This window comes from Bacillus sp. 7884-1 (assembly GCF_002272245.1).
Classification (GTDB): domain Bacteria; phylum Bacillota; class Bacilli; order Bacillales; family Cytobacillaceae; genus Neobacillus.
This window is the reverse complement of sequence record NZ_NPDD01000035.1, coordinates 18,352-31,189: the sequence shown is the minus strand read 5'-3', so window position 1 is coordinate 31,189 and position 12,838 is coordinate 18,352. Positions and strand designations below refer to the sequence as shown.

14 protein-coding genes and 1 other RNA gene are annotated in these 12,838 nt (G+C 37.9%); 6 read left to right on the top strand and 9 right to left on the bottom strand.

Translation table 11 applies throughout. The annotated features are described in order from the left end of the window. Positions 1 to 159: 159 nt before the first annotated feature. Positions 160 to 393: a DUF2249 domain-containing protein gene (locus CHI06_RS05100; RefSeq protein WP_095247347.1), complete on the bottom strand. Its 234-nt coding sequence runs from the start codon at positions 391 to 393 to the stop codon at positions 160 to 162. Positions 394 to 519: 126 nt separating this feature from the next. Here CHI06_RS05100 and CHI06_RS29650 point away from each other — a divergent pair, with 126 nt between their 5' ends. The 6 genes from CHI06_RS29650 (at position 520) to CHI06_RS05075 (ending at position 3,554) form a co-directional block, all read left to right on the top strand. Further along, positions 520 to 669, top strand: coding sequence for a hypothetical protein (locus tag CHI06_RS29650; RefSeq protein ID WP_179292534.1), 150 nt, complete (start codon positions 520 to 522; stop codon positions 667 to 669). 130 nt (positions 670 to 799) lie between these two features. After that, on the top strand, positions 800 to 1,492 hold the full coding sequence (locus CHI06_RS05095; protein WP_095247346.1) for a Crp/Fnr family transcriptional regulator: 693 nt from the start codon (positions 800 to 802) through the stop codon (positions 1,490 to 1,492). Between the two features lie 26 nt (positions 1,493 to 1,518). Next, a complete protein-coding gene (locus tag CHI06_RS05090) occupies positions 1,519 to 1,752 on the top strand; it encodes a DUF2249 domain-containing protein (protein ID WP_095247345.1) in 234 nt (77 codons plus the stop codon). Positions 1,753 to 1,775: 23 nt separating this feature from the next. Beyond that, a complete protein-coding gene (locus CHI06_RS05085; RefSeq protein WP_095247344.1) occupies positions 1,776 to 1,982 on the top strand; it encodes a DUF2249 domain-containing protein in 207 nt (68 codons plus the stop codon). A 14-nt stretch (positions 1,983 to 1,996) separates the two neighbouring features. Beyond that, entirely contained in the window at positions 1,997 to 3,241 is a 1,245-nt protein-coding gene (locus CHI06_RS05080) for a hypothetical protein (protein WP_095247343.1), read from the top strand. 13 nt (positions 3,242 to 3,254) lie between these two features. Then, the gene (locus CHI06_RS05075) at positions 3,255 to 3,554 is read left to right on the top strand and encodes a metal-sulfur cluster assembly factor (RefSeq protein WP_095247342.1); all 300 of its coding nucleotides are present in this window, start codon (positions 3,255 to 3,257) and stop codon (positions 3,552 to 3,554) included. Positions 3,555 to 3,588: 34 nt separating this feature from the next. Here the strand turns inward: CHI06_RS05075 and CHI06_RS05070 are convergent, their stop codons facing one another. The 8 genes from CHI06_RS05070 to CHI06_RS05035 all read right to left on the bottom strand — a co-directional run bounded on the left by CHI06_RS05070 (position 3,589) and on the right by CHI06_RS05035 (position 12,831). After that, the gene (locus tag CHI06_RS05070; RefSeq protein ID WP_095247341.1) at positions 3,589 to 5,514 is read right to left on the bottom strand and encodes an ATP-dependent DNA helicase; all 1,926 of its coding nucleotides are present in this window, start codon (positions 5,512 to 5,514) and stop codon (positions 3,589 to 3,591) included. Positions 5,515 to 5,582: 68 nt separating this feature from the next. Beyond that, the gene (locus CHI06_RS05065) at positions 5,583 to 6,725 is read right to left on the bottom strand and encodes a THUMP domain-containing class I SAM-dependent RNA methyltransferase (RefSeq protein WP_095247340.1); all 1,143 of its coding nucleotides are present in this window, start codon (positions 6,723 to 6,725) and stop codon (positions 5,583 to 5,585) included. Positions 6,726 to 6,896: 171 nt separating this feature from the next. Further along, positions 6,897 to 7,291: RNase P RNA component class B (gene rnpB, locus CHI06_RS05060), an RNA gene on the bottom strand. An 80-nt stretch (positions 7,292 to 7,371) separates the two neighbouring features. Then, a complete protein-coding gene (gene gpsB, locus CHI06_RS05055) occupies positions 7,372 to 7,674 on the bottom strand; it encodes a cell division regulator GpsB (protein ID WP_095247339.1) in 303 nt (100 codons plus the stop codon). Between the two features lie 104 nt (positions 7,675 to 7,778). Further along, entirely contained in the window at positions 7,779 to 8,339 is a 561-nt protein-coding gene (locus CHI06_RS05050) for a DUF1273 domain-containing protein (RefSeq protein WP_142300925.1), read from the bottom strand. A 98-nt stretch (positions 8,340 to 8,437) separates the two neighbouring features. Then, a complete protein-coding gene (locus tag CHI06_RS05045; protein WP_095247337.1) occupies positions 8,438 to 8,845 on the bottom strand; it encodes a CotD family spore coat protein in 408 nt (135 codons plus the stop codon). Positions 8,846 to 9,282: 437 nt separating this feature from the next. Continuing rightward, a complete protein-coding gene (locus tag CHI06_RS05040; protein WP_095247336.1) occupies positions 9,283 to 10,536 on the bottom strand; it encodes a ribonuclease H-like domain-containing protein in 1,254 nt (417 codons plus the stop codon). 18 nt (positions 10,537 to 10,554) lie between these two features. After that, on the bottom strand, positions 10,555 to 12,831 hold the full coding sequence (locus tag CHI06_RS05035; RefSeq protein ID WP_095247335.1) for a DEAD/DEAH box helicase: 2,277 nt from the start codon (positions 12,829 to 12,831) through the stop codon (positions 10,555 to 10,557). Positions 12,832 to 12,838: the final 7 nt, after the last annotated feature.

Genomic DNA, 12,838 nt, shown 5'->3' with positions numbered 1-12,838 from the left:
ATATTTTTCTGAAAATCTTAGAATAAAAAAACAACAGAATAAAATTCTGTTGTAAAATAAAATTTAGGGGAAGAGGATGTTTCCTGAAAAATAAAAAAGTTAAGTAAAAATGGTTTGGAGAAGTTAAGTATGTTCGTACTCGAGGGTCAGAGAACCCGATTACTTTTTACCGATAGATACTTTCCAAACCTCTGGACCTTCTTCAAGGTATTCCCAAGAAAATTGTTCAGGTCTTTCCATCATAAATTGATACTGAAGTGGTCTTGGGTCATGGTCATTTACAATTTGCATAAATTCACCAGAATTCAATTCGTCAAAGCCTTTAAATATAGTTGAATGTTTTTCACGTGGTGGATAATCTGGTACATGAATAACCGTTGCGTAAGTTTGCATCCATTTTCACTCCTTTTAATTTGCTAACTTCTTTTTTATTATAGAAAATTTGTATTCTCGCCATAGTGCTAACTATCACACCTACAGGATGATTTCGCTAATAGTTAATGAAAGGAGAAAAATAGAATGAAAGAATTGGTTGGCTATTGCACGACCTGCTCAAAAGAAATTTATTGTTTAGATGGCTTCTTTAACGGCGTACAATCTGATGACCGAAAGATGTATTGCTTTGAATGCTTCGACGAATCTCGCCATGAAAAAGATCCGCAAGATTAAATCTTGCGGATCTTTTTATTGAGAATTATTTTCAAGGAAACTTGCTATCTATGATGGAGGTCACATATTTGTTCTTCAATCACTGCTAAAATGAAGGTAATTAAGAATTACTAATACGAAGGTGATGTTAATGAAGCAAGAGGACATAAACAAAAGATTATCAGATGTCCCCCTATTCAAAGAATTATCTGATGAAGAGCTAGAGCCTTTCATAAAAATTGCCTTGACTCGCTTTTATAAGCAGAAGATGTATGTATTTATGCAGGATGATCCACTTGACCGGGTATTTTTTATCCATTCTGGAAAAATAAAAATCTATAAAACAGATTTTTCCGGGAAGGAACAAATTGTTTCCATACTTGAACCTGGTGAGATGTTCCCACATGCTGGATTTTTCCGGGAAGGAAACTTTCCTGCACATGCGGAGGTTTTAGAAGAAGCAAATCTTATTGTCATCCCAATTGACAAATTTCAAGAAACGCTTATTGCTAATCCTGAACTCTGCATAAAGCTTTTTAAAGTGCTAGGAGAGAAAATTGTCGACCTTCAAGGCAGATTAGAGGCGCAAGTCCTCCATAACACCTTTGAACAAATCGTATTACTTCTTATTAGACTTTGCCAGTCAAACGGTGAACAGGTTGGCAGCAGGTATCAGCTAACAACACAATTTACAAATCGTGAGCTGGCAAACATGATTGGCACTTCAAGAGAAACAGTCAGCAGGACGATTAACCATTTAAAAAAGAAAAATTATATTAACCAGCGCGAAGATGGACTCTATTTAATCGACCGTGAAGCACTGGAACAGGAATTATTCTATTAATAAAATCAATCAGGGAGTTGTTAAAAATGGAACAGAAGATTATTGAGCTAGATGTTAGGGAAGATTTAAAGAATAAGATTGAACCTTTCCAAAAAATTATGGAAGCTATTAAAGAAGTGAAAGATAATGATATCTTTATCCTCCATGCTCCATTCAAGCCTGTACCACTATTCACTGTATTAAAAGCAAAAGGCTTTACCCATGAGGCCGAGGAAATCGATACGAAGCATTGGAAAGTTACCTTCACTAAGAATTCATAATTCCATAAAGAAGGTGATTCAATATGATACTTGATAATCGAGGGTTAGAACCGCCACAGCCGATGATGAGAACACTTGCAGCCTTGGAGAATTTAGAACAAGGTGCAGTCTTAACGATTATTAATGATAGAAGACCCATGTTCCTATATGAGCAGCTAGAGGAACTTGGCTACAAGCAGCGTACAGAACCACAAAACGACGGAAGCTTTAAAATTGAAATCTTCCGCTAAGAAGGTGAAATAGAATGCTCGCTCAATCTACGGGAAATGAAACTAATATTAAGCTTCCTATCTCATTTATCATTTTTAGTTTAATCGCCATTGTGTTATCACAAATTCTGGTGTTAGTAAATGGACAAATGCTCGTGAATGGCAGCTTCCGCATACCGGCTATCTGGTCTGCTGCCCATTTACTCATCTTGGGCTGGGCGCTAATGGTCGCGATGGGTGCGATGTATCAGCTGGTTCCCGTTGCTTTCTTAACAAAAATATGGAATGAGAAATTTGGATTTATCCAATTTTTTGTTACTGCAATAGGAATTGCTTCTTTTTCTTGGATGTTATATATATCGCCACAAAACGCATTACTACCAGGTATTCTCATGTTGCTTGGTATCTTAATGTTCTTATTTCAAATGTTTATGACATTAAGAAAACAGGCAAAACCGAATATCCTGACTGCTTTTGTCGGCAGCGCTCTCGTTTGCTTATTCTTGACGATATTCTTAGGAATAACATTAATTTATTCTCTTCAAACAGGTTTTGCGTCTGAGTACTATCAAGCAATTTTTAAAAGCCATCTTTTAATGGGGGTAACTGGCTGGTTTACACTATTAATTTTCGGTTTTTCTTATAAGATGGTTCCTATGTTTTCTTTATCACACGGATTCCCAATGGTACAAGCACGATATGTATATGGTTTATATATTTCCGGTCTTGTGATTATGTTACTATCATTTTTTACTAGTAATGACATTTTACTAAAAGCTGGATTTTTCTTACTACTAGCTGGATTCTCTATTTTCAGCTGGCATATCTCTATTATCATAAAAAAAAGGTTAAAAAAGAAGCTCGATAAGCCATTCTCGTTTTCTATTGTTGCCATTGGTTTAGGAAACATCGTCCACCTAGCAGCCTTCATCGCTTTATGGAGTGAGCAATTTTCAAATCTTATTGGCCCGTTCGTATACCTTTACTTAATGCTATGGATCGTCCTTAGCATTACAGGATATTTATATAAAATTGTTCCATTTTTATGGTGGACTTTTAAATACAGTAAGGAAATTGGGAAAAATGCAGTCCCTTCTTTAAAAGATATGATGAATGAAAAGATAGTTGTTCCCTTATTTACCTTATTTGTAGTATCTGTATTATCTGTGTTTTTTTCTATCCTCTTTAAAAGTATTCTACTCTTTAATATTGGCCAATTTGTTCTTTCGATTGTATTTATCATCATTGCGTTAAGTATTCTGAGCGTTCTAAAAAAATAACGAGGTGTTTAGGATGAACTTAAAAGAAAAAGTAATAGAAGCATTAAAAAGTGTATATGACCCTGAGTTAAATATTAATGTTGTTGACCTGGGTTTAATTTATAATGTGGAAGTTAAAGAAGAAAACGATGTAGATGTTACGATGACGTTAACAACACCTGGTTGTCCACTTCACGATAGCATTACTACTGGCGTTCGCTACGCTGTTCAAGGGATAGAAGAAACTAGAAATGTGGATGTAAATCTTGTCTGGGAACCTGCGTGGTCACCTGAGAAAATGACTCCAGAAGGACTTCGGTTATTAGGAAGATAAGCAAAAGGTCAGCCACCGGTGCTGACCCTTTTTATTATACTTCAACTGCCTCTGTAGGGAGAACATCTTTAATTTTCTGCAACAATGCTGCATTTATATCTTCATCCAGCATGATATGAACACTGCCCCGATCGTTTTCACTTCTAATTAATCGGCCAATGCCCTGGCGTAATCGAAGCAGCATATATGGTAAATCCACTTCTTCAAATGAGTTAGCAACACCATTCCTTTTTGCCGTAAACACTGGATCATTTGGAGGGAATGGCAAGGAAAATATCAACACATTTTCTAATGATCTGCCTGGAATATCTAAACCTTCCCATAAATGGATGGTGCAAAGAATAGCATGCTCTTCATTTTGAAACTTTGAAACGAGCGTGCTTATTTCTTCATCCCCCTCAAAGTACACTGGGTATGGAACTGTTCCCGAAAGCCTTTGTTTAAGACTCTTTAATTCATTTTGATTGTTTAACAGAATAAGTGCCCTGCCCTCAGTTTGAACAATCTTATTTATACAATAGTCAATCTTAGCTTCCATCGAATTTTGATTAAATTTCGGTATAAATACTTCCATTTTTTCCTGGTAATCAAAAGGCGAATCCACAGAAAAAGATAAAAACTCTTTAATCCCCAAGCTATTGGCAATATAGTCAAATTTCTTTTGGTTCGACAGTGTTGCAGATGAAAAGATAAACGGTTTTTTCTGTATGAAGACTTCGTCCCTCATGACTTCTTCAACCATTTTAGGCATGATGACAAGTGTCCGTTCATATCCCTTTTCCTCAAACCAAGTAATCCCGTTCATTTCTTTAAGGAATAACGATAACGAGTAAGTAATTTGCTCTAAATATTCCTCAACAATTTTCAAGTCATATTCATTAATTACATACAATTCACTTTCAAAGACAAGCTCTTCCTCAATTGCTTGAAGTCGATTTAACAGAGTTGTACCATATTTGATTAGAGATGGATTCATAGTAATCATTTGTTTTTCTGATCCTTCTGATGGGACAGAATACTGTGATATTGCACTAAAGAACTTATCATTGTCTAAAAGAGCTTCCTCAATGGTATAGAGTGTTTTTTCACGCACTTCATTTTCCATTAGCCTAGTAAGTAAGGTCTCTAGTGTTGAATCGGTGAAACGATAGCTTAAGGCTTTCTGTGCCGCGTACTCAAGTAAATGTCCTTCGTCAAATACCACAGAAGAGTGGTCAGGCAATAACGGGAGCTGCCCTTCCCTCTTACGCGACTCCTTTGTCCAAATATGCTCCATATAAAAGTCATGAGAACAAATGATTAAGTCCTTTGAATGTCGGTAAAAATCACGATTTAATGTAAGACCGCAACGGTGTCTTTTTTCGCAAGAAAAACAATCCTGAACCATATCCCAGTTAATCTTTCCCCAAGTATCATCGGACAATGTAGGATAATCCCGGCGGTCGCCATATCTTTCAAACCTTTGCATCGAGCCATCACTATGAACAAAATCTGGTAATTCCTCATATATTCCAGCTATATCATCATTAAAGTCCTCATGCCTAACATAATCGAGCTTTTTTAAGCAAAGGTATTGGTCCCTCGACTTTGCCAAACGAACATCAATATTGAGCCCGAGCACTTTCTCAAGCTTGGCAATGTCACCTTCTTTTTTCACTAGCTGTTCAATTAATGTTTCATCTGCACAGGCAATGATTGCTGGTCTATTTGTGTATCTGGCATACATAATAGCGTAGAGAAGGTAAACAATTGTTTTACCTGTACCAACTCCTGCTTCAGCAAACATAATTTTTTTATCCTTGAATGCTTTCTCCAGCTGAAAGGCCATAAAGATTTGTTCATCACGCAATTCAAACCCAGCTTCGGGTAAAATATCATAAAATAAGTCACCAATCCATTCACTTAGCTTGTCATAAAAGGATTCAGTTTTAGAAACTACAAATGGAATACGGTCTTGCATATAATCCCCTCCTATAAACGAATGAAATGGAGCCTTTTTGAATAGGCTCCAATTGTTCTTTTTGCGTACTATTCAATTGAACGGGGTGGTCTTTTTCCCCAAAATTGATAAAGGTCAGTACGGATAAAGCCATTAAATAGCTTGCGCTTTTTTGTAGCTGGCCTTCCATAAAATTGCTCGAACTCTTCATTAGAGGTCAAGATATAAATGGACCAGGTGTCGAGCTTGCTAAAGGCCTGTCCCATTTCCTTGTACATGTGCTCAACAGCATTTTTCTCACCGAGTCTTTCTCCATATGGAGGATTTCCAATAATCACGCCATATTCCTTGGTGGTTGTAATATCTCTTACTTGCATTTGTTTGTATTGAATGAGATCTCCAAGACCTGCCTCAAAGGAATTTTCCTGAGCGATTTTGATCATACGATGGTCAATATCAGTCCCCATAATATCCAATGGCTGGTCATAATTTGCCAGATCCTCCGCTTCAGTACGAGCTTCATCCCATACTTTTCCCGGAATCCAATTCCATTTTTCCGAAACAAATTCACGATTAAAGCCTGGAGCAATATTTTGACCAATCATGGCGGCTTCAATTGGAATGGTACCAGAGCCACAGAAAGGGTCAATAAACGGTTTATCAGGTTTCCAATTCGTTAATTGTACCAGTGCCGCTGCTAGGGTTTCCTTTAATGGTGCTTCCCCTTGATCCACACGGTATCCTCGTTTATGTAGTCCTTGACCGCTTGTATCAAGCGTTATAGTAGCAACGTCCTTTAACAGTGCCACTTCTATTCGAAAATAGGCACCCGTCTCCTCAAACCAAGAATCTCGCTTATAGTAGCTTTTCATTCGATCCACAACCGCTTTTTTCACAATGGCCTGACAATCTGAAACACTAAACAACTTTGATTTTACAGACTTTCCGGTTACAGGAAACTCGGCATCTTCTGGAAGATACTTTTCCCAGGGTAAGCCTTTAGTTTTCTCAAATAATTCATCAAAGGTATAGGCTTTAAATTCACCGACTTTAATTTTTACTCTGTCCGCTGTGCGCAGCCACATATTGCTGCGGGCAATCGCGGTTTCATCACCTGTATAAATCACCTTGCCATTTTCTACCTCACACTCATAACCGAGAGCGCGTACTTCTTTTGCTACTAATGCTTCCAGCCCCATTGCAGCGGTTGCAATTAATTGATATTTTCCCATTTTCGTCCACCCTTAACTTTTAACCTTATTATGTATGATTATTTGCTGGTCTATCATACCATTATAGACCAAAATCAGTAAGCCCATGCAAAAACGTATATTCACTAAAAGTAAAAAGACTCTCCTCATAAGGAGAGTCGATACCATTAACTTTTATTTACATTAATAACGTTCTGTAAGCCATGTTCTGTACCAGAGTACTACAAACGGCGTAAACGCCTCGTACTTAGGTGGTAATCATCTATCTACAGATCCCAAGGAATCTGTCCTTCTCCTCGTTCAATTCCTCAGAGAAAGTGCCCCTACCATTATTTGGGTTTCTCGCTCGTGGGGTTTACCTCGTTCCACCCTTTTCATTTCTGAAAAGGCTCCGTCACTGTGGCACTTTTATAGGTATTCATACCATATCCGTAAGGACTTAGGTATTTTCCCGGCCGTCAGCCTTATTCAGGCTGCCCTAGCTTATGAATTCACTAGGCACGAACACTACGAGCATCTCAGCTCGTGCGAGCATGGACTTTCCTCTACAAGAGTGCAAATGCTTCTTGCAGCGATTACCCGAACGTAATTAATGAGTACTTTTTTATTATATGCATTTGTATCATATTAATCAATGGTACTAATTTGGAAATCAAGGTACGATCTGTTAATCGTATAACTTATTACCAAAAACATGCTTTTCAAGATTTGATAAACGTTTCAAGATATCAAAGTTTGTCGTTCCTGCAGGCTGTGTTACTGGCTGTCTTCTAGATGTTTCTTCTAGCTGCTTTCGTAAACGAAGATTTTCTTGCTGCAAATCTTCAATTTCCTGATGTAATGTTTCATAATCCTTGATAATCAAGTCTAGATACTTATCAACATCTTCTTGCTTATATCCTCTTACACCGGTCTTGAATTCTTTTTCTAATATATCCTTAGCGGTAAGTTTCACTTTATCGGTCACCATTCAATATCACCTCAAGTCATTCGCCAATCATTACCTATTATTTTTTCAAAAATAAGTGATTTTGTCAATTTTTCTTTCTTATAACTCTATAATATGAATTTCTTTTAAAAATCTGTACGTTTGAGTTCTTGTTCTTCTTCAACAATTACTTGTAAATCATAAAAGGTTATCAGCTGGATGGGATAAGAATGATTATTTTGATAGTGACCAGCCATTTCGTATATGTATCTTGGGCTTCCTTCTTTCTCTTGATCATAAAAAAGGAGCAAGGCGTCACTTTTTTCAATAAAAAATTGATTTTTCATGCGAAATTGATAAGGTTTTTCATATCCTTTTTTTGTAACTGAATCAATGAAATTCGCTTGTGCCAGTATAGATTTATACCATTCCTTGTTGTTTTCACTCCAAGTAGCCTCTTGCTCTAAAAATGGCGTAATAACCGCCAGCTTTACATCAGAATATTCAGATTTCAGCTCAAAGATAACTTCTGCTGCCCATAGCTCCATGCCCAGCTGTCCGCTGATCAAGACCCATTCTAAACCATCTTCAATCATCGGTATTAATGTTTTCTTTATAGCTGCTTTAATATAATAAACGGAAGGATGGTCATTTTTAAAAATTCCTAATTCAAATGGTTTGTAACCTGATATGGCTAAAACTTTAATCAAGGTTCTTCTCCTTATCGACAATGAATACCGTCTTTTTTATTAACATATCAAAATATATAAAAAAAACAAGGGCAAACTTGCCCTTGTAGGTTTGATTATCCAAAGAAACGTCGCGGACGACGGTATTGACCTGGTGCCATACCTGGTCCCATCATGCCTGGTCCCATTCCTGGAGCCATACCCGGTCCCATCATGCCTGGTCCCATATTTGGGGGCATGTTAGGTAAAGCATTACTCTGTGCTCCAGCAACTGCTGTTGGCAGAGGTGTTGGCACAGGTGCTGGCGGCATACCCCCTGGGCAACAGTTAATGTGCTGGTTACAGCACTCCTCAGCGCAAGAAGCTGTAGTTGGACAATAGTGTTTATGCTGGAACATATGATGATTAATAGTTGTTACATGTTTTGGATGAATATGCGGAACCACAGTTGTTGAAAAAGTGTGGTTAACGAATTGTTGAGTCGGATGAATGACTGGCGGCGCAAAATTAGTTCCAAGATACAATATAAGCTCTCCCTTCAAAAGTATATTCTGTTTACATTAACAGCCTATGATAGAAGGGAATTTCTTGTACTAAGGAAAATACCTATTTTTCATATATCTATTTAAGATTAACTTCACTTAGACAACTGTCTAGCTCGAGCGCGTAGTGATAAGAGTCTATATCTGGAAGAATGGCGCTCTTACTTTTTATAGCATCGAATATAAGTTATCTTTTAAGCTTGAAAAAAGTACTGCAGTCAAACAAACGACAACAAAAAATAAATACAAGATTGCTTTATACATAGTATCTACCCCATTATTGTTTTATAGTCGTTTTTTACTCACAGTTAACTATTTTACAACTTTCAACTATAAGAAACAATATGAGATTACTATTATTTTCGTATTTAAATATGAATTTTTTGTTACAAATAATCGAGGATTGACGAATACTGCGCTTACCTGGGAAATTTAGCGAATTTCCCCTCCAAACGTTTCCGCCGGAGATCAAGCTGTTGCTTGATTTTTTGGATTGGAGCCTTCGTATTTCCCACAAATTCCAAAGCCTGCAGGCAATATTCCAAGGCAAGCTTGTAATCTTTTAATTTATGTTCATATATCTTTGAAGCTTCTACACATGCTTCAATGCTCAACAGCTGATTTCCTTCGTCAGCCACTTCTAAAAATAAAGGTAAACTACTTTCCCAGTCTTGCTCTTTTTTAAACTGATAGGCTAATGTTAGCTTTGCTTGTAAAGAAGTAAAATCACTTCCTTCTACAAGCTTCGTCAATACCTTTCTTGCTTCAGCCTTTTCCCCAAGTGAAGCATACCACCTGCCCACTTCAAAAGATTCTTTTCGTGTTTGGCTGGTGTCCATCCCACAAAGTTGAAAGGTAAGATGGGTATACAATGTGACGAGCGACAAAATATCAATTTCATTGTGTTTAATGATTCCCAGCATCCCATCCGGCTGTTTACTTTCAATGAAATCAAAATAAATCATTGGAGCCAAATACCCTGGAATATCATCTTTCCTTTCGATTCCTAGGACATCCTTTTCGACCACTGCTAACTTAAGACGGTCCAACCTATGCTTCCAAAGTCTTCTTGCTGCATGAAATAAATCAAAATGGCCAAATGCTGGAAGCTTTGGTACATGATCCCTTACGAGTGTATGCCTGGTTTTTACTTGCGGCCAATCAAAGGATTTCCCATTATATGTGACTAATGTTTTATAATTTACCTTCTCCAGAAAGCTTTTATATAAAGGGACCTCAGCACCAGGATGAGGAAGAATATGCTGCCTTAAAACAAGACTTTCACCAATCACACTTGCGTAACCTAGTAAAAAAATCGTATTCCCAACTCCACTGCCTAGGCCTGTGGTTTCCGTATCAAAAAAGAATAATTCTTCGGCACGATGCCCTTCGGCTGATAATGGATGGCTAATAGGCTGCTTATTCCAGATATCAACAGCTGTAAGAAAATCTTGAAAATGGTAATGACCATGTTTTTGTGCCAACGGATATTTTACTTCACGAATCAGACAGTAATCCTGGTCCAATAAATAAGGAGTCACATTTTCACTTTCCCATTTAGGCAGGAATGGTATCTCAATCCTCGATAGCTCAGAAGAAGTACTACTGTTTACTGCGGGTTCTCCTCCTGAAATATGCGGTTTTAAACGATTTAATTTATTTTTCAATGACATTCTCAGCACTTCCTCATATTAATTGGAAGGATTAATAAAAGCTTCAATTATTTTTAAAGTATCTCTTTTTGCGGTCTCACCCACAGCATCGGTCCCAATACATGATGGGCACCCAGTTTGACATTTACAGTGTTCAATCATTTTCTTCGTCTCTGCAAAGACTACTGACATTCTAGAATGAATTTTCTCGCTTAAACCGATGCCGCCGGGATATCGATCATAAAAGAATATCGTTGGTTTTTCGTTATGATCTGCTTTTACCTGTGGTATCACATGTAAATCTTGTGGATCTGCCATTACAAATAATGGTGCAATATGATTTAAAGCATGAGCAGTGCCAACAAGTCCCTGCTCTAATCGCTCTTGTCCCATTTCCGCGAACGACTTATTTAACGAAATCCATGCCGCACTCGTGTGGAGCTCTTCTTCAGGGAGATGTATTGGTCCAGAACCGATATTTTCATGTGTCTCAAATTTAATTTTCTTAAAAATAGTTGCCATTGCCCGGACGCTTACATCCCCATAGCCAACTTCTGCATACTCCAGCTTATTAAGCTTGTCCTCTTCTAAGACCTTAAGTTGTACGGCTAAATTGGCATCCGTAAAATAATCGACATCCACTTCACGGACAAAGGCCTTTTTTTCTTCCCAATCAAGCTTTTCAACCTGAAATTGAGTTCCTTGATGGAGATAAATAGCTTCATCATGCAGCAGCGTCATAGCGGAAAAACGATCCATTTCCCCAATTACTTTTGCATTTGCTACATCTGATTGGTCAACAATGATGACATTTTCCTGTGAAGCGGAGCGCAAGCTAATATTATGAGCAGGAAACGAATCATTCATCCAATACCATTTATCACCATTCTGGTAGAGAATCCGTTCCTGTGTCAGATATTCAAGCAGCTCCTCTGTCCCAACTTCCCCAAACTGCTCACCCGCTTTAAAGGGAAGCTCGAATGCAGCACACTTCATATGATCAATTAAAATAATTAAGTTATCAGGATTAATCCTTGCCGTCTCTGGGCTTTTATTAAAAAAGTACTCAGGGTTCTGAATGATGTATTGATCTAGTGGGCTAGAACTTGCAACCATAATGACCAATGCTTCGCCGTGCCTTCTTCCTGCTCTCCCTGCCTGCTGCCAAGCACTAGAAATGGTTCCAGGATATCCCGTCATGATACAAACCTGCAGCTGACCTATGTCTACCCCAAGCTCGAGCGCATTCGTACTAACTACCCCATATATATCCCCGGAGCGAAGGCCCTTTTCAATTTTTCTGCGCTCTGTAGGCAAATAGCCCCCACGATATCCCATAATAGATTTGGGACCTAACTGATTTTTCACCAATTCCTGCAAGTAGGTTAAGATAATTTCAACCCGAACCCTGCTTCTAGCAAAGACAATCGTCTGAATTTTATTTCTTAACAATTCACCTGCAATTTTACGAACTTCAAGTGTTGCACTTCTTCGAATATTTAAGGGCTTATTTACAATGGGCGGGTTATAAAAAAGAAAGTGTTTGGTTCCACTAGGTGCTCCATTATTATCAATCAGGACCATTTTTTCTTCTGTTAACTTTTCAGCTAGTTCAAGCGGATTGGCAATGGTTGCCGATGTGCAGATAAAAACAGGATTACTGCCATAGTAACGACAAATTCGTTTTAGCCTTCGGATTACATTGGCAACATGACTGCCAAAGACACCTCGATAGGTATGAAGCTCATCGATCACAACAAATCTGAGATTTTCAAAGAGTGAAACCCATTTCGTATGATGAGGAAGGATTGCAGAGTGGAGCATATCAGGATTGGTTATAACAACATGTCCTGCTTTTCGGACCTTTTGACGGATATTTGCCGGTGTATCCCCATCATAGGTATAGCTATTGATATCAATTCCAGCTGCCTGGATAATTTCATTGATTTCACTCTTTTGATCCTGTGCAAGAGCTTTTGTGGGAAACATATAAAGAGCCCTTGCGTTTGGGTTGGATAAAATACTTTGCAAAACCGGAAGATTATAACATAATGTTTTTCCCGAAGCGGTCGGTGTCACGGCTACAACACTGTTTCCGGCCATGATATTCTCGTAAGCCGTTTTTTGATGCGTATAAAGCTTATCTATTCCCTTACTTTTTAGTGAATCTCCTAATGCCGGATGAAGATCCTCAGGAAGTGAGACAGTTTGGGCATCCTTTGATTCGAGTGTCTTCCATGTAACGATATTTTCTTTAAAACTGTCATTTATTTTTAAATCAACAAGAATTTCCTGCAAATTTTTCTTTAGTTTCATGGGATCA